Source organism: Haloarcula pellucida, assembly GCF_014647235.1.
In the GTDB taxonomy this organism is placed as follows: domain Archaea; phylum Halobacteriota; class Halobacteria; order Halobacteriales; family Haloarculaceae; genus Haloarcula; species Haloarcula pellucida.
This window is the reverse complement of the sequence record NZ_BMOU01000005.1, coordinates 293,031-313,487: the sequence shown is the minus strand read 5'-3', so window position 1 is coordinate 313,487 and position 20,457 is coordinate 293,031. Positions and strand designations below refer to the sequence as shown.

Sequence of the window (20,457 nt, the reverse complement as noted above, 5' to 3'; positions counted from 1 at the left end):
CCATCCCGTCGCGTTCGCTCAGTCACTCCCTAGTCCTCCACCGGCCTGTCGGCCCGGTGTTCGCTGATTATCTGGTCGACCATCTCCGCCTTCTGTGCTTGCTCCCGGTCTTCCGCCCGGTCCTCCCAGTCGGCGATGGCGGCCTCGACCTCTGCCTCGCGAGCGATGGCGAGTTCGTCTATCTCCTGTACGGTGACCATCTCGACGGGCGCGACCGGGACGTCGTGGTCGAACAGCACCTCGTCGGCGGCGTCCGAGAGGTTGCCGTCGCGCAGGACGACGCGGGGGTCGGCCTCGGCGAGGCGCTTCGCCGTCGACCGCCCCGCGCCGGAGGCGTCCCGGAGCATGACGACGTCGCCGGCCACGAGGCCGAACTGCTCGTCGGCGGCCTCGATGGCGTCGCGGGTGAACTGCTCGACGACCTTGACGGGCACCAGTCCGTCCCGTTCGTCGGCGACGTCGGCGAAGTTCGAGTGGTCGAGTTTCCACAGCGACTTCAAGCGGTCGAGTTTCCCCGCCAGTTCCTCGCGTTTCGCCTGTTCGTCCTCGACTTTCCGTTCGAGGGCCTCGTTACGCCGTTCGAGTCTGGTGACCTCGCGGTCCTTGCGGACCTCCCGGCGGCCCTCCTGTCTGGCCTTCTCCAGTTGCTTGTCCTTCTCGCGTAACTGCTCGTCTTTCTGCTGGATCGTGTCTTTCAGGTCGTCGACGTGGGATTCGAGGCGGTCGATGCGGGCCTCCAGCCGTTTGATCTCCTTCTCCTCGTCGCTCAACTCGCGTGGCTGGTGGCTAGTCGACTCCGCTTCGCTCTCGTCGTCGCCCTCGATGTCGCGAAGCACCGACTCGACGGACTCGTCGCCGGCGACGACGCGGGCGACGACCGGGCCGACCTCGTGCTGCGGGGGGACCTTCCCGGCCACGCGGTCGAACTGGCTCTCGTGGTGGTCGAAGGCGTACAGCGCCGCCGCCATCGCGTCCCGTTCGTGGTCGTTGTCGTAGGCCTCCTCGCGGGTCCGGTGTTTCTTCTCGTCGACGGGCAGGTCGCGTTCGGGTTCCCACCCGGCGGCGTCGAACGACCGGCGGAACTTCTCGACTGTCTCGGGCATCGGCGTCACGTCGGCGGCGACGACGACCGGCCGCCCGCGTTCGATTATCCACTCGATGACGTCGGCCCGGTCGTTCGTCCGGGAGGAGTAGACGTCCAGCACCTCGCCGTCTAACCCGACGATGGCGACCGCGGTGGTGGTGCCGGGGTCGACGCCGACGACGACGTGGTCCCGGCGCTTCGCCAGCGGCCGGAACTCGATGCCGTCCCGGCGGACCCGCTCTATCTCGACGCGCGTGTCGCCCGAGCGGTGTGTCGAGACGGGGATGTCCTGTGGCCGGGCCTGGACGCGGAAGACGGCGCTGGAGAAGCCGCCGTACTTCTCTGTCACGTCGCGTTCGTACGCCAGTCCTGCGCCGTCGAGTTCGGACTCGACCTCGCGGGCCTGCTTCTTGACGGCGCCGTGGATGCGGCGGGTGTACCGGTCCTCGGACCAGCCACCCTTTCCGGTCGAGCGGCCGCGCGAGACTTTCACTTCGGTCGTGTCGGTAAAGGCCGACACCTCCTGTCCGACGTTCGCGGCGGCGAGTCGGGCCGCGGCCTCCGCTTCCTTCATGGGCTTCTTTCCGTAGGGCACGCCGTGGCGCTTGGCGACCCGCGAGAGCGGTTCCGGGCGCTCGTCGCCGGTCACCTGTACGAGTTTCGTCTCGTCGGGGAGGCTGCCCAGCAAGTGGACCAACTGGTCCTTGTCGGCCGCCAGTTCGTACATGTTGTCCGTCGCGAGGATGTCCGGCTCCTCGTCGTCGACGAGGCGCCGGAGCTTCCGCCGCGACACCACGTCCCGCGCTATCTCTTCGCCGTCGAACACCACCAACGCGTAGGAGGGGGCGTCACCGCGCACGTCGCCGCTCTGGATGTCTACCCCGAAGACGACGGCGTCGAGCGCTGCCGTGCGGTTCACGCACCCCGCTAGGTGATGCGTGACTATAAATCTCGTTCCGGCGGGCGGGTCCCGACCGCCGACGCGCTACTCGCCGTCGTGGGCAGCGGCGCTTCCGAAGTCGGCGGTCTCGACCAGTCGCGCGAACGCCGCCTGCTCGCGGTCCTCTAACGTCTGCTGGTCCGACGCGTCGCGCATCCGCGCCTTCAGTTCTCTCAGTGCCCCGCGGTCGACGGCGGCCACCTCGTCGGCGACCGCTCGTGGGTCGGAGACGACCCGCGAGACCAGTCCCATCCGCAGAGCCGTCTCGGCGTCGACGGTGCGACCCGACAGCGCGAGGTCCAGCGCCTCGCCCTCGCCGACGATTCTGGGGAGCCGTCCCGTGCCGCCCCACGCGCCGAACAGACCGAGTTTGACGCCCGTCTCCGCGAACGTCGCATCCGGCGTCGCCACCCGGAGGTCACAGGCCAGCGCCAGTTCGACGCCGCCGCCGCGGGCCGCCCCGTCGACGCCGGCCACGACCGCGCCGTCGTACTGCTCGATGGTGGTCGCGACACGCTGTCCCAGCGCCGCGAACTCGCCGGCACCCTCGGCGTCCAGCGTCTCGACTACGTCTAAGTCCGCGCCGGCACAGAACGCCTCGCCAGCGCCCTGGAGGTAGACGACCGGTTCTGTCGCTTCGGCGACTGCCGTCTCCAACTCGCCGAGCGCCTCGTGGTCGAGGGCGTTGCGTCGGTCTGGTCGGTCGAGTGTCAGCACCCGAACGTCACCCTCGGCCGTCGTTCGGACCATGCGCTGTCTGACTCCGCTGTTTCCAAAGGTCTTTGCCCTTGCCGCCGCTAGGTCACACCAATGGAGGAAGTGGCGGCGGTCCGCCAAGCCGCGCTGGCGGCGGTCGACGACGTCGAGCCCGAACGTCTCCGCGAACGCATCACGGCACGCCTCGACGACGCCTCGCTCTCGCCCGGCGTGCTGACGCTGGTCAGCGCCAGCGCCGCCAGAGAGCATCCCACCGACCCCGCCGACGGCGACGCCGACCGCGCCGCCGGCGTACAACTCATCTACGAGGGACTCCGGCTCACTCGCCAACTCGCCCACGAGGACCCGTGGGCGGGCGGCGACCGCGACGCCGCCGACCTCGACATCCTCATCGCCGACATCCTCGTCTCGCGGGGGTTCTACCTACTGGCTCGCACGGAGGCCGCCGACGCCGCCGTGCAGGTCGTCCGCTCGTTCGGCCACGACCAGACGGTCCAGCGGACCACCGGCGACGAGCGCCTCGACGGCACTCTCGAGGTCGACATCTGCGAACTCGCCGTCGTCGCCGGCGTCACCGCCGGCGGCGTCCACCCCACGCCGACGCTGCGGGAGTTCGCTACCGACCTCGGGAGCGACGGGCTACCCGAGAACGGCCGTCTCGTCGGCGACGAGATAGCGGACGCGCTGACGGCCCACACCCGGACCGACCACCCTCCGAGTGACGGCACCGAGGCCGCCGCCGACCACTGAGAACAATCGCCACGCCGGCACCGAATCGAAACGCCTAAAGACAATTGCCGGGTACATCGAAACGCGCCTGGGTAGCTTAGCGGTAAAGCGCGTCCTTGGTAAGGACGAGACCCCGGATTCAAATTCCGGCCTAGGCTTTCTGCGACGAACGGACGTGAGGAGCGAAATCTGTACGCGGGATGTGAATCGAGAGAAGACGCAGCGCGAACACCGTGAGCGACCGTCTTCGCGTGGTTCAAATTCCGGCCTAGGCTTCTTCTGACCACACTTCTACGAGGTGATCCGCCGCCGAGCGACCGCTGTGGTCAGAGATGCCGGCAGCGGGATTTGACTCCCTGTCAGTCCCAGCGCCGAACGGAGTGCGGCGTCCGTCAGGACCTCGATCGAGCGACCGAAGGGGTTCAGCGAGTCGTCGGATTTCGAGAGCCCACTTGCCTCGATGACTGTCTCCGTCGAGCTATTCTCTGTCATCTGTGCCGCTGGAGTCGTCGTCGAATCCGTCGACATCACGCTAGTACAAACGGTTCAATGACCCAATGCGGTTTCACTAGAAAATATAGGGGTCTGGTGTGAAAATCTGCATATTCTAACCAGCGTTTATTTCTCACCTCACTTTCTATGTTGGGTATGGCATCTCTCGATGAAACTGACATCGACATTTTGCGACTCCTCAGTCACGATGCTCGTCGGACGATTACCGACATCGCCGAAGAGGTAGACATGTCCGGCCCTGCCGTCACCGACCGCATCGACCGGCTGCAGGACGCAGGGATCATCAACCGGTTCACGGTCGAGATCGACCGGACACAGCTCGGCGCTGGCGTGCAGATTTTCGTCCAACTCGACCCGGGAAATTCGTTCGACCAGCTTCGGTCCCGCCTCGACGGATCCGACGCAGTCGAGCACGTGATGGTCACTGCCGACGGGGAGCTCTGGTTCAACGCACGAGCGGATGTCCACAACGTTCACTCGTGGCTCAGCGCTCTTCTGGAGCCAGCTGAAAACGCGGAGTACAGCGTGACTCTCATCGACGAGATCGAATGGCAACCGTCACTCGACGGGACGGACTTTGCGCTCACCTGTGCAGAATGCGGGAACACCGTCGACAGCGAGGGCGAATCTGAGTGGCTCGACGACCGGATGTATCATTTCTGCTGTTCCACCTGCCAGAACGAGTTCAAAGCCCAGTTGAATCAGCTCAAAGACGGTGTCTGAGCGGTTCGAAACTCCGGATACGGGGCACTACGACGCTTGATTTGCTATCGCGGGGGTGAAAAATCGGCCACCACTGCTTCCGTCAGTCTGCAACTGACGGACGATGGGACCGACCCGTCCACGTCTCGGAGCGAACCCGATAGCCAGTCACGAGGGCGGCACCCCACGTTTCAGCGATCAGCGCTGCATACACAGCAGCGAACCCCAACGAAGTCACTGCCCCGACATATGTCAACGGCAGGAGCAGGAGATACAGCCCGAACAGCCGTCCGTACATCGTCCACCGGTTGTTTCCCGATCCTTTCAGAATGCCCTCGTACGTCCGGAAGACGCCGAGTCCGACGAAGCTGATGCTAGCAACCCGAACGAACGGGGTCGTTCGAGCGATCGTCTCCGGATTCGTGCTGAAGAACCGAGCGACGACTGGAGCGAGCGCGAAGACGAGCACGCCCGAGAGCACGTACACGACCGTCGAGAAAACAACCGCGTCGTGACCGAAGTCGACGGCCAGCTGTTCGTCCGATCGTCCCAGTGCCTGGCCGACGAGACTGCTCGCGGACATCGAAAACCCTGCCCCAAATGCGTTCAACAGGTTCCGCACTCGGCGAGCGACCTCGAACGAAGCGACGACGGTCGGCCCGACCATCGCGAGCAGTGCCAGCAGTGGGAATCGAACGATGACGTTCCCGAGCCGGTAGCCGATCAACGGCGCCGACGTCTCGATCAACTGTCGGAGTGTACGAACGTCGAGATGTGGGCCTGTTACCGAAACAGAGAGTGGGAACGAGCCGATTCCGGGGAACTCGCCGTGGACCAATCCATACGCGAAACTCGCCGCCACCAGCCCTTCCGCAGTCACTGACGCGAGTGCGGCTCCGAACACACCCAGGTCAAGGCCGAAGATGAATATCGCGTTGAGGCCGATGTTTCCGACCGCACCCGTCGCCCGAATCGACATCGGGATCCACGTGTTATCGGCTCCGGCGAGCGCGCGGCTCACGATGACAGTGAACGTGACGAACAGGAGGGCGATCGCACTCAGCCGCAAATACGTCGAGCCGTATCGGAGCGTTCGACTGTCCTCGGTGAACACACCGATCAACTCCTCAGCACCGAACCAATACGCGACGACGAAGGGGATGCCGAGCCCGACACCGAGGAGTACGCTCTGTTTGACCACGAGACTCGCGTCTGTATTCCGGTCGGCACTGTAGCGCTGTGCGACCAATCCGATCGTGCCACCAGCGATACCAATTCCGAAGGCGAACGCGAATTGCCAGTAGACGACTGCGAACGAGATGCCCACGATTCCTGCGGAGCCGACGGCCAGCCCGACCATCGCAATGTCAGACGCACGGAGCGAGAATCTAGCAATCATCGTCAGGATCCGTGGCGACGCGAGGTCCGCGATCCGCTGTCCGCGCTGGCCATCGATGATACCCACGCCGGCTAGTCGACGCGCGAGCCACCGGAACCACCAAACGACGGGGTTGAACATGAGTGCCGCGTCAGACTCTCTGCGGAAGCTCGATCGAACTCCCGACGCCGACGGAGCGGAACGCACCAGGGAGACGCTCCGAGAGGATTTTCTCGGCTTGGAAGCCAGTGCAGTGGGTTCCGGCGAACACGTCGAGTTTGCCCTCTACCCAGTCCGCCAGGTCGTGGATTTCGTCCGCATCACAGGCGACAAGGTGGGTGCCGCCGATAACGTAGCGAACTTCCTGACCGGTGACAGTCTCGGCGTGCTCGATGGTATTGCGAAGGCCCGCGTGACAGCATCCGAGGACGAGAGCCGTACCGTCGGTAGTTTTGACAGCGACCGATTGATCATCGGGCACCGAATCCTCGACTAGCTCACCGTTCTCCTCGCGAAGATGGGCGGGGTTGTCGGCGTGAGTCCGGGGAATCTCTCCGAGTGCGAACACGCCATCGCTCACCGCTACTGGGTCACGGTGTTCGACGATGTCGGCGCCCGTTTCGACTTCGGCCCGCGAATAGGGGATACCGATGTGGATCGGATCGGCCAGTGTCCTGCCGTCCGCGGGTTCCCGGATGAACCGCTCGTTCCAGATGTCGGGATGGCAGTAGACGGTCGGACTGTCGAACGGGTCGAGAAACGCTTCGAGACCTTTGGTGTGATCGTAGTGGGCATGGCTCAACACGATGTCGTCGAATTTCGTATCGACGTCGAGCAACCGTGCATTGTCGAGTGCGGCAGTGGATTGACCGGTATCGAACAGCACATCGTCTATTGCGGCCGCGAACCCCCACTCGCCACGGAGGCCTTTCGGGATCCCCGTTGCAACCGTGTTGTCGGCCAGCACCGTGACCTTCATCTCTGCTCACCCAGCGCGACGCGGAGCATTTCGTCACGGCGATCTGGCTTCCAAGTACGGTCACGGACGACGTGCGGTCTCGACTTTGCAATCATCGGATTCCTCACAAGAACAGGTACGTCGTACTGTCTGATTGCGATTTCCACTATAAATTCGAGGTCTAAGACAACCTTCAGATAGGAATTCAAGATCCAAATATCGCACTACGGCAAACACCGACGACAAAACCCTTGCTCACGTGTCACGCGAGATATTCCCGTCTGTTCTTTAGATCGCCGTTGGTGATTCATAGAGGAACAAGGTGAAGAGAGCCGGCTTAGACCGGTTTATTAGCGCCTGAATAGCTCGGCCGAGTGCCTTGAATATCTAGAACCTCGGCTTGAGAACCTTGTATTTCTAGTGAAAATCGCATTAGATACCCATCCCGTTTGTAGTAACGTCATGTTCGAAGCTCATCCAAGCGGAGATACCAATCGCGACTGGAATACGATCGCAACTCGGGACGGCCCTTCCGGAGTGGCTAGACAGGAGGGCAGAGTATGGTAGCACGCTCGCAACTCGCTCGGAACGTGGCCACAGCTGGTTTGATGGCGATGTTCATGAGCCTCACCATCGCACTGGCCCTGCGAGCACTGTTCGATGGCATCGGGCCAGGGTTCGTTGGCGAATGGCTGCAGACGGCCACGGTCGCGTTTGTCGTCGCATGGCCGTCAGCAGCGGTGTTTTTCCCGGTTGTGAACACGCTCGTTGACCGTCTTCCGATTTCAGCCAATGACGACCACAGCAGAGAATAGCTGATACATCACGGACTGAATAGCATGATCTTACAGGAGTTCTCTCCTCGTCACGCACACAAGCGGGAATAGTTCTGGCCCGTCTCTGTGTCGTTTGCGGTTGTCTCAGGAGTAGTGAGACAGTTCGATAGCACGAGATGGCAGCTGAATCCTGACCCAGAGACACGGACCTGTGTAGCTGCACATCGGAAATCCCGTGTTGTCAGAACACGGATGGAATTTCGTCCTTAGTACAGACGAGACCCCGGATTCAAATTCCGGCCGAGGCTTTCTGCGACGAACGGACGTGAGGAGCGAAAGCTGTACGCGGGATGTGACTCCCTGTCAATCGCCGCTCACTCCCGCTCGGGTTCCTCGGCGAGCGCTCGGTCCCGCAACTCCTTGCACTTCTCGCCGTGCACGGTCAGTTCGGGCACCGGGACCGGCGTCCCGTCCTCGACGGCGACGAAGGTGGCGTAGGCGCTCGTGGTCTCCTCGGTCTCGCCGGTTCGGGGGTTCTCGCGCGACACTTCGATGCGAACACGGACGCTCGTCCGGCCGGTGGCGTAGGCCCACGACTCGACGAGGGCGGTGTCGCCGATGGGGATGGGGCGCTCGAAGTCGACGCGGGACATCTGCGCGGTGACACAGGTCTCTTCAGCGGCCCGCATCGCGGACATCGCGCCGATTTCGTCCATCCACTTCATGACGATGCCTCCGTGGGCGCTCTCGTAGTTGTTGGCGTGGGTCGGCTGAACTCGCTCGCGATTGACGATGTGCGTGTCCGCGATGTGGGGCATGGCCCGAGGTACGACGGCCGGGACTAAAAGCGGCCCACCGACTTACTGCTGCGGGCCGACTTCTTCGAAGGGCTGGACGATGACGAACCCGTCGGGGTTCGAAAACTCCAGTTGGTACTGCTCGCCGGAGGACTGGCCGATCATGTCCGAGAGGCTCCGGTTGACGCTGCTAGAGGGGGAGTTGTCGGCGCTCCAGGCGACGGTCGCCGCCGGGTCGGTCTTGACCGGCGGGGTGAGCACCAGCGGGTCGCCGTGGGTCGTGATGGCGACGCTGCCAGGGCCTTCGAGAAAGACGTTCGTCAGGCCGCCGGTGGCGGACCCGGCGAGGCTGCCGATGGTGGAGATGCTGTAGTCGATGCTCGACTCGAAGGCGAGTACGTCGTTGCCGTTGACGGAGATGGACTCGTCCTCGTTTAGGTCCATTATCTGTATCTCTTTCCCCTGATCGGCGACGTAGAGGTGGCCGGTGCCTTCGACCTCCATCACGGGGGTGCCTTCGCTGGTCGCCTTCGACTTGATGAAGCCAGTCAGGCCGCCCTCGGCGTTGGACTTCCCCGTGAAGGTGAGGTCCCCGTCGTGGGCGACCATCGCGCCGGCTTTCGTCAGTACAGTCCCGTCGACGGCGATGTCGAGGAGCTTGCTGCTCTCTAGCTGGAAGGTGTCGCCGCCCTCGTCCGGTCGGTTCGCGTTGATGAATGTATCGACGTCCATGGTATCTCGGCCGATTGCTCGGCCACGGCCACCGATTCGACGCGGGGGGTTGAAACCTTTCTCCCGTCGGGCGGCGTCATTTACCGGGACAGCGATGAAACAAACGGGAGCGCACGTCAGAACGGGAGCGGGAACGGTACCGACCCGCGGGAGTACCCCTCGACGCGGCCGTCGGGGCGGTAGCGAAACACCACGAGCGGTTCGTAGCCCACGCCGGGTTTCTCGGCGTGGACGCGGTGCCACTCGTCGTCGCGGAAGGAGGTGCAGTCGACGACCAGTACGGCCCCCGGATGGGCGGCCAGTTGGTCGCGGGTCTTCGCGTCGCCGGAGGCCTTCAGCGCGCCGATGGCGGTGTCGACCTGCCGGCGAGTCGGCGGGCGGGGACGCGTCACCTCCACGAGAGTGTCCTCGACGCGGAAGTCGACGGAGTGGCCCGACCCGAGTTCCACCTCGGGTTCGATGTCGTTGCCCGAGTCGACGAGCAGTTTGGCGGTGTTGAACTCCCCCATCGTCGCCTGCATTCGCGAGAGGTCGAACCCCTCGCTGGTCCCGAGTTTGCTGGCCATGGTGTAGCGGTACTCGTCTAACACACCGGTCGCGAGGAAGTCGTCGTAGAACCGAAGGCCCTCGGCCTGACTGGCGTCGGGGAACCCCCCGGCGTGGTCGCGGAAGAACTCGCGGGTGGACTCCCGGCCGTCCTTCGAGAGGAAGACGGGGAGAAAGAAGTGCGAGACGGTTTCGTACTCGGTGAGCCACGGGTCCTCGACCTCCAACTGGGCCAGCAGTTCGCGCTGGGCCCACTCGGAGATGGGGTCGGGGGACTCCTCGAACGTGCGCTTGTTCGTCCGCCAGAGGGTCTCCGGCGTCTGTGTGTTACCGAGCCAGTAGGCTTCGTTGCCGTTCCAGCAAAAGAGCGCGAGGTCGCCGTTGTCCATCTCCAGCCGGCGGGCCGTCCACCCTTCGGGTGGGGCGAACCACGGGCCGTTCAGTTCGGCGCCGAAGGTGCTCTGCAGGGGAGAGAGGAGGTCACGCCGGACGCGGTCCTCGCTCCAGCGCTCGGTCGAGTAGCGAAATCGAAGTGGGCCAGCCACACCCGTCAGTAGTCGGTCGGTGGTCTTGTGCGTTCCGCATCCGGGGCATCACACGGGACGAAATGGCTGAGAACGGCAGAGATAGGGTTCGAACGTCGAAAATCGCTCCGACCGTTACATTGATAGGTACTAACACGCAAGTTCGAGTGTGGTAACGCATGTCTATGGGAGCGTATGACGACGACGAACACGAACGCCGTGAACGCAAGAACAACGAAGTCGACCTGTCGGAGGACGACGACCGCACAGCGTATCACGGGACTGTCGACTACGACAGTGGGGAGTCCACCGAGGAGCTGCTGGACCAGTTCAAGCAGATCAACTCCGAGTAACGCCGGCCTTTCTCGACCGGACCTGTAGCAACGTCACCGACACGGCCGTGACCACTGTCACCGCCACGACGTGAGCTATCAGCGCCGCGAGCAGGACTGGCTGGTTCAGCACGAACGGCACCAGTACCAACTGGAGTACGCCGAACCCCCACGTCTCCAAGTCGGCCCGCTGGAAGACCCGTGCCGTCTCCGGGTCGAACCGGAAGCGCAACGACCGCCAGAGGCCGGTGACGCTGGCCCACCATCCCGTGCCGATGCGGTAGCTCACGTCCCAGAGGATGAGCAGCGTCAGGTACACCACCAGTACCGGCGGCTCCTCGCCGAACAGCGTCGTGACGAGCGGGACTTCTCTGGTCTGTGGGTCGAAGACGAACAGGTGGGTCAGCATCGCGATGTACGCGAGCACCGACAGCACCACCTCCATGTTCGAGGAGAACAGCAGCGCTCGATAGGTCGGCGGGACGTCGATGCGGCGGATGAGCGTGCTGATGCGCAGCATCTCGATGCTCCCGATGGTAGCGACGAAGACGACGGCCGTCGCTGCGATGGCGGCGTTCCAGACGTCGTAGTACCACGCCATCGCGACGACGGCCACCTCGAAGACGACAAGTTGGATGGCCAGTGCGGCCCACGTCGGGAGGTGGATACCGGGAAGCGCGCCGACGATGCTCTCGTACACCCACGTCTCGCCGTAGTCGGGATGGGGACTCTCACTGCTCATTCGACTCACCACCGTCGGGCTGCTGGTCTGTGGGCGCTCGGACGCGCTTCGCGTGCTCGCAGCCGTCGGGCCGGGGCTCTGAGGAGGTTCGCCTCGCTTCGCTCGACGCACCACCGTCGGCGACGGCGGGGATGCGGGCACTCTCTCGGGTGCCCTGCAGTGCCCGGTCGACGGCCTCGTCGAACGGCGTCAGCGTCACCGGAACTGACTGCTGGATGCTGTCGTCGCTCGCCACCACGGGGGTCTTCAGCCCGCGGATGAGCGGTCTGGCGACCGTCGAGGGTACGTCGGTCACGAGTCCGATGGAGAGTGCCGACAGCCGCGGACTCAGTATCGGGATCGGGACGATGCGTGGCTCTTCGTCGTGCATCACCTGTCCGGTCCGGCGGAGTATCTCCGCGTAGGTCATCACCTCTGGGCCACCGACCTCGTACGTCTCGCCGGCCGTCGACGGCGTTTCGAGGACGCCGACGAGGTACTCGACGACGTCCTCGATGGCGATAGGATGACAGTCCGTGCGGACCCAGCGCGGGGTCAGCATCACCGGGAGTCGCGCGTTCAGTTCCCGGATGAGGCGGAAACTGGCGCTCCCGGTACCGATGACGATGGCGGCCCGGAGCGCCGTCAGGTCGTACGCGCCGTCGGCGAGGAGGTACTCCACCTCGCGACGCGAGCGGAGGTGTTTCGAGCGCATCTCGTCATCCTCGCCGAGGCCGCCCAGATAGACGACGCGGTCCACCCCGGCGGCGTCGGCGGCGGCCCGGAAGTTCCTCGCGGCCCGACGGTCACGCTCGGCGTAGTCGGCCCCGGCCCGCATCGAGTGGACGAGGTAGTAAGCGACGTCGACGCCGTCCAGTGCGTCCTCGAAGCTGCCCGTCTCCAACAGGTCGCCCGTCGCCACGTCGACGCCGTCCGGTGGATCGTACGCCGACGGGTCCCTGACGAGCGCGCGGACGTCGTGGCCGGCGGCGCGGAGTGCGGGGACGAGGTGGCTCCCCACGAACCCCGTCGCGCCGGTCACCAGCACGTGCATGCTCCACTCACAGCGCGGCACGAGGTTAAAAGGCTCCCCTGTCGTGTGGCCAGTTCACCCGGCGGGCTCTCACCCGGCCGCCCGCTCACCACCCGGGCGTCGGCGGTGCGCCGTCGTCGTCTTCGACTCGGCGGGCGACGTCGGGATCGGGCGCACTCGCACCGAATCCACCGGCCCTTTCGGTCCACCGCTCGATGGCTCGGCCGGCCCACGAATCGGCGTTCGAGACCGCCTCGAGCGCCTGTTCGTATCGCTCGTCGTTGACGACGAGCGTCCCCGGACTGGACGCGGTGGCGACGGCGACGAACTCGGCCCGGTCTTCGGCGGTGAGGTCGTCGTCGCGGAATCGCCTGACAGTACCCGCGACGCGCTCTGGCTCGGGGTGGGCGAACACGCGCTCACCGACGGCACCCGGCCCGAACAGCGGCGTCACGTCCGGCGGGTCGTCGTCGAGCAAGCGGCGACCGCCGTGGACGGACTCGACGCGTTCACACTCCGTTTCGGTCTCTAAGAGCAGATTCTCGCCGGGGTAGGTACTGCACGCGTGGGGGTAGTGGTCGCCGTCGTGGATGCGACACTGCAGCGTCGTCGGGTCCAGAAACACGCAGGCCCGGAGCCACGTCGACGGCCGGTCGAACGGCGCGACGGGTTTCGGCGGCTTGCGCAGGCCCACGAAGAAGACGGGCCGGTCGTCGATGGCGGCCACGTCGACGCCGTCGAGCGTGACGCTCCGGTCGTCGTCCTCGGCCCGCCACAGGCGCGGTCGGAGGGCGTCGCCGTACCCCGCGTCGACGAATCCGCGGACCTCTTCGCGGGAGAGGGGGACGAGGTTGTAGGTGTCGTCCAGCGGTTCGAACGGCCCGCGGCGCTCGTGGTCGATGTCGCGGCCGGTGAGCGGGCGCCAGTCGATGCAACACCCGGCGCAGCCTTCGCAGTCGACCTCCATACCGTGGTGTTCGATACCGCGCAGCAAAAAGAAAAGGTCCTTACCGCCGTCCTCGGTAGCGAACCTATGGCATCACAGCCCTGTGACGGCTGTGGCGACCGCGTCTCGATAGGTGGCGGTATCGCCAACATCTGGACACAGGAGAGCAGACCGACCGAGGGTATCGTCCTCGAACTCGGCGACGGCACCGAACACTTCCTCTGTTACGACTGTATCGACCGGCTTCCGGACGACGCCGAGGTGACTGCCGAGGACGTGGCGGCGCTCACAGAGGAGTCGTAAGTCGCCGTCGCTCGCTGTCGGTCGTTGTCGTCGGCGGCGCGACGCTGCCGCTCTGGATGGAGTGTTCGATAAAACGCGTCAGACGTGGTCGCTAACGCGACCGGAAATCTGCGTTAGTTGCGGACGACGTTCGTCGCGCGGGGGCCCTTGTCGGCCTGTTCGATGTCGAATTCGATCTCCTCGCCTTCTTCGAGGTCCGGGCCGCCAACGTCTTCCATGTGGAAGAAAACGTCCTCGTCCGCGTCCTCAGTCGAGATGAAACCGTAACCGCCTGTGTCGTTGAAGAAATCAACCTTACCGTTTGCCATTGCAAACAAACATACAGGGGGTATATGTATAAGACTTCCGAGGGTACCACTACCACGACCGTGTGGGTGTGAACACGCACCACTCCGTCGATGGGGCGGGACCCGCCGCCCGTCGCCGCCGGCGCCTGACAAGAAAGGTTTACCCCCACCGGTGCGTTGCCTTCTCGCGTGTACCCGGCGCGGATCCACGACGAGTTCCCCGCTCCGAGCTACCGCGGTAACCAGAAGCAGGCCCTCTCGGACATTCGCACGGCCTTCGAGAGCGGGAAGGACGTCGTCCTCGTACGCGCGCCGACGGGGAGCGGCAAGTCCCTGCTCGCCCGGGCCATCGCCGGGTGTGCCCGCACCGCGGGGGAGGCGAGCGCCGAACAGGTGGTCGACGCCTACTACACGACGCCGCAGGTGTCCCAACTCGACGACGTGGCCGAGGACGACCTGTTAGAGGACCTCTGTGTCATCCGCGGGAAGAACAACTACGACTGCATCCTCCCCGGGGAGACGGACACGCCGGTCAATCAGGCCCCCTGCGTGCGCGAACGCGAGTTCGACTGTCAGGTCAAGCACCGCTGTCCGTACTTCTCGGACCGCGCTATCGCCTCGAACCGCCGCATCGCCGCGATGACGCTCGCGTACTTCATGCAGACGGCCGGCAGCGACGTGTTCGGGAAACGGGACGTGGTCGTCGTCGACGAGGCCCACGGCCTGGGCGAGTGGGCGGAGATGTACGCCACCATCGACCTCTCGCCGGAGACCATCCCGATGTGGTCGGACCTAGACGTGCCGACCCTCGACGGACTGGACGAGGCCGTCGCCTTCGCCGAACGTCTCGAACACCTCACCGAGCGCCGCGTGAAGGAACTGCGGGGCAACGCCGAACTCACCCCCGACGAGGTGGCAGAACGCGACTCGCTGAACAAGCTCCGGAGCGACCTCTCGTGGTTCCAGGAGGACTACCGCGACCCCGAGAGCGCGACGACGTGGGTGGTCGATCAAGCCGACGGCGAGGGCGCACCGGTCACCATCAAGCCGATGAACCCCGAGCGGTACCTGAAACACACCGTCTGGGACCGGGGCAACAAGTTCGCCCTCCTCTCGGCGACGATTCTGAACAAGGACGCCTTCTGTGCCAACGTCGGGTTGGACCCCGACGACGTCGCCCTCGTCGAGGTGGGCCACACCTTCCCCGTCGAGAACCGCCCGCTGTACGACGTCACGCAGGGGAAGATGACCTACGACCACCGCGACGACACCCTGCCGAAGGTGGCCCGGAAAATCGTCCGCATCATGGCCCAGCACCCCGACGAGAAGGGCCTGATTCACTGCCACTCCTACGCGATACAGGAGCAGTTGGACGACCTGCTGACCGAGTTCGGCGTCGGCCCCCGAGTCCGAAGCCACGACAAGGCAGACCGGGACGGCGCGCTGTCGGCGTGGAAACGGAGCGACAACCCCGACGTGTTCCTCTCGGTGAAGATGGAGGAGGCGCTGGATCTGGAGGGCGAGTTGTGTCGCTGGCAGGTCCTCTGTAAGGCCCCCTACCCGAACACGCGGGACTCGCGGGTCGCCCGGCGACTGGAGGACGGCCAGTGGGGGTGGTACTACCGGACGGCACTCAGAACGGTGATTCAGGCCTGCGGGCGCGTCGTGCGGGCGCCTGACGACTACGGCGCGACCTACCTCGCCGACACGTCGCTCCTGGACCTGTTCGAACGCGCCCGTCACGACATGCCCGACTGGTTCGACGAACAGGTGGTGCGGATGTCCGAACCGGAGTTGCCCGACTTCGCGCCGGACCGGGCGCTTTCGGGCGTCAGTGCGAGCGCGAAACGCCGGCACGACCGCTCTCGCTCGCGGTCGGGCGGCGGCAGTCACCCCCTCTCGGACGTGTGGGACTAGAAGAACGCGAACGCGAGTCCGTAGACGACGGCCGACCCGACCATCAGGAAGGCCAGAAAGACCGCCATCACCTGTTGTCTGTCCATACACGCCGTTCGGCTGACGGCTAATTAGGCGTTACGACGGGCCACGGGCGCGGGCATACTGTTAAGGCGACCCTACCGTACAATCAGGCATGCGTCTCGCACTCATCGGGGTCGGTCAGGCTGGTGGCAAGGTCACGGACGCCTTTCTGGAGTACGCCGACCGGACGGACAGCGACGTCGTCGTCGACGCGCTGGCGGTCAACACCGCCAAAGCGGACCTGCTGGGCCTCCAACGGGTCCCCGTCGGCAACCGCTTGCTCATCGGCACCGACCGCGTGAAGGGCCACGGCGTCGGCGCCGACAACGAACTGGGGGCCGAAATCGCCCAAGCCGACAGCGAGGAGGTGCTGGACGCCGTCGCCGACATCCCGACCCACGAGGTGGACGCGTTCATGCTCGTCGCCGGCCTCGGCGGCGGCACCGGGTCCGGCGTCGCGCCGTACCTCGCGAAGGAACTCGGCCGGCGGTACGAGGAACCGGTCTACGGGCTGGGACTGCTCCCCGCGAAGGACGAGGGCGGCATCTACGTGCTCAACGCCGCCCGGTCGTTCACGACCTTCGTCCGCGAGGTGGACAACCTCGTCGTCTACGACAACGAGACGATGAGCGGCGCCGGGGACAGTCTCGCCAGCGGGTTCGCGCGGGCCAACGAGCAACTCGCTCGCCGCTTCGGCGTCCTCCTCGCCGCCGGCGAGACCGACGGCCGCGCGGTCCCCGAGCAGGTGGTCGACGCCAGCGAGATAATCAACACACTCGCCTGTGGCGGTGTCTCTTCGTTCGGTTACGCGGCCTCGCCCGTCGAGCGCAAGCGCGGGTTCTTCGGCGGCAAGAAGGCCGCCGACGCCTCCGACGCGACGCCACGCATCCTCTCGACGGTCCGGCAGGCCACGCTGGGGCGCCTCTCGCTGCCCTGCGAGATAACGAGCGCCGAGCGCGCACTCGTCGTCGTCGCCGGGCCGCCGGAGCTACTGAGCCGGCAGGGCGTCGAGAAGGCCCGCAACTGGCTGGAGGAGGCGACGGGGACGATGGAGGTCCGGGGTGGGGACTTCCCGGTCCCGGACGCCGACGAGGTGGCCGCCGCGGTGGTCCTCTCGGGGGTCAGCGACGTCCCGCGCGTCAAGGAACTGCAGGGCATCGCCATCGAGACCCAGCAGTCGATGCGCGAGTTGAGCGATCGCTCGGAGACGAAGCTCGCGGACCTGCTGTCGGTCACCGATGGCGACCTCGAACCGCTCTTCTAACCCCGCATCTCCTCCGGATACCGGACCTCGGCCCACCAGTCCGCGCCGTCGTAGGCGAGGAGCCACGTCCCGCTGTACTCGGACACTTCGACGGCCACGTCGTCGTGGGCGCGGAACCGCTCGACGAGCGCCGTGAACGCTTCCGACGGCGGGTCCTCGGACTCGGCCTCGCCGTTCTTGGCGTCGTCGAGGATGGCTCGCTGGTCCGCCGAGAGGCCGTCGAACGAGAACCGGAACCGCTCGCGGGCGATGGCGGCCAACCCGGTCGCGTCTCGGGCCAGCAACTCGGCGCGGTAGCGGTAGTCGGCGACAGTCACCTCTCGGCTGTCGCGGACGGCGACCCCGAACGTCGCCCCGTCCCGGGTGACGCCGTCGTACTCGGGTTCGGGGACGACGACCGACTCGGCGGCCTCGGCGTCCGTGTAGCGCACGCCGACGCCGAGCGTCTCGCCCGGGTCCCGCGCCGTGTCGGAGTCGAAGATGCGGTCGAGTTTCTCCCGGTCGACGGCGGGGAGGTCGGCGTATGCGACCGTCCGCTCGGGTGGCGGGTCCGGGTCGAACGTCGACTCGACGCCGTACTGCGTCCGGGTCCGCTCGTTCGTCGCCTCGGAGTCGACGGCGTAGTACGACCCCTCGTACGCGATGGGCCACGTCGGGTCGAACGGCGGGTGCGTGTCGGTCACCGTCGCTCGCTCGGCGTCGTCCTCGATGGCGCCGACAGTGAGGTCACGGTACGAGTCGGCGAGGTCGCCGGTGGGAATCGCCCACCGGTCGGCGAGTGCGGCGTCGTCGCTCACGTCGGTCAGGCGGATGGACCCACGGGGGTCCGAACAGCCAGCGAGGGGGAGGGTCGCGCCGACGGCGACGGCGGCGAGGAACTGGCGGCGTCGCATACGGGGACCTGTCGGACGGTTGGTGAATAGTTTGTGGTCGGTTACTCGATCCGGGCGTCGACGACGACGTGGGCGACCCCCTCGCTGTACCCCTTCACGCGTCGGGTGTCGAGCACCTCGACCGACCGGCCGGCGTCGTCCGCGGCGGCCTCCAGGCGCTCGATAGGGCGCTCGAAGACGAGCGCTTCGGGCGTCGCCTCGTGCATGTGGAGAACGCCGCCGGAGGCCAGCGCGTCGAGCGCGCTGTCGAGGTACTCGTGGGCCTCGTAGTAGCCCATCAGCACGCGGTCGGCGCGGGCCTCCCTCGCGAACTCCGGCACCACGTCGCGACAGTCCGCTCGATACGGCTGGACGTTCCGGTCGACGCCGTTTTGCATCACGTTCTCGACCAGATACCGGAACGCCGTCGGGTTGCGCTCGACGGCCGTGACGCTCGCGCCAGCGCGGGCCATCGGGAGCGTGAAGTAGCCGATGCCGGCGAACATATCGAGGACGCGCTCGCCCGCTTCGACTGCGTCGCCCATCCGCGCTCGCTCGGTCTTGTTCCCCGGCGAGAACATGACCTCGGCGAGGTCCAGTCCGTACTGGGTGCCGTGTTCGGTGTGGACCGTCTCGGTGTCGCCCTCCCCGGCGACGACGGTGACGTTCGGTTCGCGGTGGTCCCCGGAGATGCCGCCCCGGTCGAGCACCGTGTCGGCCTCGCCGTGGAGGGCGAGCAACGCCTGTCCGACCTCTTCGGGACGTGGGGCGTCGCCCACGTCGACGAGGACGACCGACCCGACGACGGCCCACGAGGACGGGGCGGCGTCGAGTTCGTCGTCGGTCCACCCCCGCTGCCGGAGGTGGTCTTCGAGGGTCCGCAGGCGTGGCTCGCCGACCTGCTGGACGATTTCGCGAACGTCGACCGTTTGCGGCGGAGCGGTCACGGGGACGGCGACGCCGTCGTCGTCCCACGAGCGGACGCTCCGGTCGGCGTCGTAGACGCCCTCGTCGGTCAGCGCGTCGATGACGGTCTGGGCGCGCGGTTTCGCCACGACGACGGCGAGACGCTGGTCGCGGTCGGCGTCGTCTTCAGGCATCGTCGCCGGTCCCGTTCTCGGGCAGGACGTGCAGGCCGGCGGCGCTCTTGAACACGGTCAGTTCGTCGGCGCCGGTGTCCAGATAGTCCGGTCGCGGAATCGTCACGCTCTGGAAGGTGTCCGGGTCGAGTACCTGTACGGCGTTCTCGTCCTCGACGGCGACGAGCGTCGTCGTCTGGCCGTCCTCGCGGAAGCCCAACCGCTCGCCGTCGGGGGCCTCGCCCGCCTCGAAACTGGCCTCGTAGTGGTCGCCGGTCGCCAGTCGGACGCCCTTCAGGTTCCCCTGTATGGAGCGGACGAGGACTGGGCCGCCGCCGTCCTCGGGGTCGATAATCTCGCCCTGCTGGTAGCGGGGCAGGCGGACGGCGTAGGTCATCCGGTAGAGCTTCTGGCCGTCCTCGTCCTCGGTGATGAGGCGTTTCGAGTCCGAGTACGTCCCGCCCAACTGGGCGGTGATGCGCTTGGCGATGCCCAGTCCCATCTGGTTCGTCGATATCTTCATGTTCAGTCCCTCCGGGACCTCCTTCGTCTCGGTGATGAACGCGTTGCGGTCGCCGGTCTCCTCGCGGTCGGCGACGTACTCCTCGGCGGTGGTCTTCGCCCGCTCGATCTCCTCCTCGGTCGGGTCGCGTTCGTCGGCCCGCACCTGTACGACGCTGGCGAAGGAACCCCCGGCTATCTTCCCACAGCGCTCGCAGGTCTGTCGAGAGATGCTGACGGGGACGACGACCTCCTCGGTGACGGGCGTCTCGCGGACGACGCCGGAGAACTCGGCGTGCATCCGGATGTTGTTCTTGTCGACCTGTTCGGGGGCGACCTGCCACGCGATGGACTGGGCGTCGACGTGGATGCCCAGCGCCTCACTGACCTGTTCGACGGCGATATCCGTGTAGTCCTCGGCGCCGACGTCCACCCAGCGGTTCCCCTTGTGGACCGCGCCACACTGCGAGCAGACGCGGACCTGTATCTTCTCGGGGGCGTCCACGAGGTCGAACTCCTCGAAGTAGCAGGCGTCACACAGCACGCGCTCGGAGTCCCGCTGTGCGCCCGGAAGGTCCGGGCGGTCCTCGGGGTGTGCCGCCATCTCGTCCCCGCAGCGCGGGCAGAAGGCTCCAGACCGGCTCATTGTGCGCCGCTAGGCCGCTGTCGTGTTTAAACCGTGTGTTCTCGGAGTCGACCTGACTGTGAGCGGGTAGGTTAAGAACCGGGCCGTAGAACGTGCT

22 protein-coding genes and 1 tRNA gene are annotated in these 20,457 nt (G+C 65.9%); 8 read left to right on the top strand and 15 right to left on the bottom strand.

Annotated features, from left to right (window positions below):
- Nucleotides 1-29: 29 nt before the first annotated feature.
- Nucleotides 30-2,003 (bottom strand): DUF460 domain-containing protein, encoded by a 1,974-nt coding sequence (locus tag IEY28_RS16255; protein ID WP_189000209.1) that lies wholly within the window; start codon nucleotides 2,001-2,003, stop codon nucleotides 30-32.
- Between the two features lie 66 nt (nucleotides 2,004-2,069).
- The gene (locus IEY28_RS16250) at nucleotides 2,070-2,774 is read right to left on the bottom strand and encodes an enoyl-CoA hydratase/isomerase family protein (protein ID WP_189000206.1); all 705 of its coding nucleotides are present in this window, start codon (nucleotides 2,772-2,774) and stop codon (nucleotides 2,070-2,072) included.
- A 60-nt stretch (nucleotides 2,775-2,834) separates the two neighbouring features.
- Here IEY28_RS16250 and IEY28_RS16245 point away from each other — a divergent pair, with 60 nt between their 5' ends.
- Both IEY28_RS16245 and IEY28_RS16240 read left to right on the top strand, forming a co-directional pair.
- Nucleotides 2,835-3,491: a DUF7114 family protein gene (locus IEY28_RS16245; RefSeq protein WP_189000204.1), complete on the top strand. Its 657-nt coding sequence runs from the start codon at nucleotides 2,835-2,837 to the stop codon at nucleotides 3,489-3,491.
- Nucleotides 3,492-3,556: 65 nt separating this feature from the next.
- Nucleotides 3,557-3,628, top strand: a tRNA-Thr gene (locus IEY28_RS16240).
- Nucleotides 3,629-3,761: 133 nt separating this feature from the next.
- Here IEY28_RS16240 and IEY28_RS16235 read toward each other — a convergent pair.
- On the bottom strand, nucleotides 3,762-3,962 hold the full coding sequence (locus IEY28_RS16235) for a hypothetical protein (protein ID WP_189000201.1): 201 nt from the start codon (nucleotides 3,960-3,962) through the stop codon (nucleotides 3,762-3,764).
- Between the two features lie 156 nt (nucleotides 3,963-4,118).
- On the opposite strand from IEY28_RS16235, the gene IEY28_RS16230 reads away from it, so the two are divergent.
- Nucleotides 4,119-4,706, top strand: coding sequence for a winged helix-turn-helix transcriptional regulator (locus tag IEY28_RS16230; protein WP_189000199.1), 588 nt, complete (start codon nucleotides 4,119-4,121; stop codon nucleotides 4,704-4,706).
- 82 nt (nucleotides 4,707-4,788) lie between these two features.
- On the opposite strand, the gene IEY28_RS16225 is transcribed toward IEY28_RS16230, so the two are convergent.
- Together IEY28_RS16225 and IEY28_RS16220 are read right to left on the bottom strand one after the other, a co-directional pair.
- Entirely contained in the window at nucleotides 4,789-6,150 is a 1,362-nt protein-coding gene (locus tag IEY28_RS16225; RefSeq protein ID WP_189000196.1) for an MATE family efflux transporter, read from the bottom strand.
- Between the two features lie 64 nt (nucleotides 6,151-6,214).
- The gene (locus tag IEY28_RS16220) at nucleotides 6,215-7,042 is read right to left on the bottom strand and encodes an MBL fold metallo-hydrolase (RefSeq protein ID WP_189000193.1); all 828 of its coding nucleotides are present in this window, start codon (nucleotides 7,040-7,042) and stop codon (nucleotides 6,215-6,217) included.
- 539 nt (nucleotides 7,043-7,581) lie between these two features.
- On the opposite strand from IEY28_RS16220, the gene IEY28_RS16215 reads away from it, so the two are divergent.
- On the top strand, nucleotides 7,582-7,836 hold the full coding sequence (locus tag IEY28_RS16215; protein WP_189000190.1) for a DUF2798 domain-containing protein: 255 nt from the start codon (nucleotides 7,582-7,584) through the stop codon (nucleotides 7,834-7,836).
- Nucleotides 7,837-8,171: 335 nt separating this feature from the next.
- Here IEY28_RS16215 and IEY28_RS16210 read toward each other — a convergent pair whose 3' ends face one another.
- The 3 genes from IEY28_RS16210 to IEY28_RS16200 all read right to left on the bottom strand — a co-directional run bounded on the left by IEY28_RS16210 (nucleotide 8,172) and on the right by IEY28_RS16200 (nucleotide 10,417).
- Nucleotides 8,172-8,615, bottom strand: coding sequence for an acyl-CoA thioesterase (locus IEY28_RS16210; protein ID WP_166967666.1), 444 nt, complete (start codon nucleotides 8,613-8,615; stop codon nucleotides 8,172-8,174).
- A gap of 42 nt (nucleotides 8,616-8,657) precedes the next feature.
- On the bottom strand, nucleotides 8,658-9,326 hold the full coding sequence (locus IEY28_RS16205; RefSeq protein ID WP_166967668.1) for an AIM24 family protein: 669 nt from the start codon (nucleotides 9,324-9,326) through the stop codon (nucleotides 8,658-8,660).
- Nucleotides 9,327-9,442: 116 nt separating this feature from the next.
- The gene (locus tag IEY28_RS16200) at nucleotides 9,443-10,417 is read right to left on the bottom strand and encodes a DUF5784 family protein (RefSeq protein ID WP_189000149.1); all 975 of its coding nucleotides are present in this window, start codon (nucleotides 10,415-10,417) and stop codon (nucleotides 9,443-9,445) included.
- 158 nt (nucleotides 10,418-10,575) lie between these two features.
- On the opposite strand from IEY28_RS16200, the gene IEY28_RS16195 reads away from it, so the two are divergent.
- Nucleotides 10,576-10,749, top strand: a complete 174-nt coding sequence (locus tag IEY28_RS16195) for a DUF5786 family protein (protein ID WP_220617700.1) — start codon at nucleotides 10,576-10,578, stop codon at nucleotides 10,747-10,749.
- Here IEY28_RS16195 and IEY28_RS16190 read toward each other — a convergent pair.
- The 3 genes from IEY28_RS16190 to IEY28_RS16180 form a co-directional block, all read right to left on the bottom strand.
- On the bottom strand, nucleotides 10,736-11,470 hold the full coding sequence (locus tag IEY28_RS16190; RefSeq protein WP_189000146.1) for a DUF7530 family protein: 735 nt from the start codon (nucleotides 11,468-11,470) through the stop codon (nucleotides 10,736-10,738). The genes IEY28_RS16195 and IEY28_RS16190 overlap by 14 nt on opposite strands.
- Nucleotides 11,460-12,503: an NAD(P)H-binding protein gene (locus IEY28_RS16185; protein ID WP_189000143.1), complete on the bottom strand. Its 1,044-nt coding sequence runs from the start codon at nucleotides 12,501-12,503 to the stop codon at nucleotides 11,460-11,462. The genes IEY28_RS16190 and IEY28_RS16185 overlap by 11 nt, the downstream gene beginning before the upstream one ends.
- Before the next feature lie 85 nt (nucleotides 12,504-12,588).
- Complete coding sequence (locus IEY28_RS16180) at nucleotides 12,589-13,449, bottom strand: YkgJ family cysteine cluster protein (protein WP_189000141.1); 861 nt, start codon at nucleotides 13,447-13,449, stop codon at nucleotides 12,589-12,591.
- Nucleotides 13,450-13,515: 66 nt separating this feature from the next.
- Here IEY28_RS16180 and IEY28_RS16175 point away from each other — a divergent pair, with 66 nt between their 5' ends.
- On the top strand, nucleotides 13,516-13,731 hold the full coding sequence (locus tag IEY28_RS16175) for a DUF7561 family protein (protein WP_189000138.1): 216 nt from the start codon (nucleotides 13,516-13,518) through the stop codon (nucleotides 13,729-13,731).
- Between the two features lie 113 nt (nucleotides 13,732-13,844).
- Here the strand turns inward: IEY28_RS16175 and IEY28_RS16170 are convergent, their stop codons facing one another.
- A complete protein-coding gene (locus IEY28_RS16170; protein WP_166967680.1) occupies nucleotides 13,845-14,039 on the bottom strand; it encodes a cold-shock protein in 195 nt (64 codons plus the stop codon).
- Nucleotides 14,040-14,207: 168 nt separating this feature from the next.
- Here IEY28_RS16170 and IEY28_RS16165 point away from each other — a divergent pair, with 168 nt between their 5' ends.
- Nucleotides 14,208-15,935, top strand: a complete 1,728-nt coding sequence (locus IEY28_RS16165) for an ATP-dependent DNA helicase (RefSeq protein ID WP_189000135.1) — start codon at nucleotides 14,208-14,210, stop codon at nucleotides 15,933-15,935.
- A gap of 175 nt (nucleotides 15,936-16,110) precedes the next feature.
- Nucleotides 16,111-17,262: a tubulin/FtsZ family protein gene (locus IEY28_RS16160; RefSeq protein ID WP_189000132.1), complete on the top strand. Its 1,152-nt coding sequence runs from the start codon at nucleotides 16,111-16,113 to the stop codon at nucleotides 17,260-17,262.
- Here IEY28_RS16160 and IEY28_RS16155 read toward each other — a convergent pair.
- Genes IEY28_RS16155 through IEY28_RS16145 form a run of 3 tightly spaced genes read right to left on the bottom strand, consistent with a single transcriptional unit; the run spans nucleotide 17,259 to nucleotide 20,360 of the window.
- Nucleotides 17,259-18,155: a flagellar hook protein FlgE gene (locus IEY28_RS16155; protein WP_189000129.1), complete on the bottom strand. Its 897-nt coding sequence runs from the start codon at nucleotides 18,153-18,155 to the stop codon at nucleotides 17,259-17,261. The two genes, IEY28_RS16160 and IEY28_RS16155, sit on opposite strands and share 4 nt — an antisense overlap.
- Nucleotides 18,156-18,196: 41 nt before the next feature.
- Nucleotides 18,197-19,234, bottom strand: coding sequence for a class I SAM-dependent methyltransferase (locus IEY28_RS16150; protein ID WP_189000126.1), 1,038 nt, complete (start codon nucleotides 19,232-19,234; stop codon nucleotides 18,197-18,199).
- A complete protein-coding gene (locus IEY28_RS16145; RefSeq protein WP_189000124.1) occupies nucleotides 19,227-20,360 on the bottom strand; it encodes a 60S ribosomal export protein NMD3 in 1,134 nt (377 codons plus the stop codon). Before IEY28_RS16145 ends, IEY28_RS16150 begins: the two co-directional genes overlap by 8 nt.
- Nucleotides 20,361-20,457: the final 97 nt, after the last annotated feature.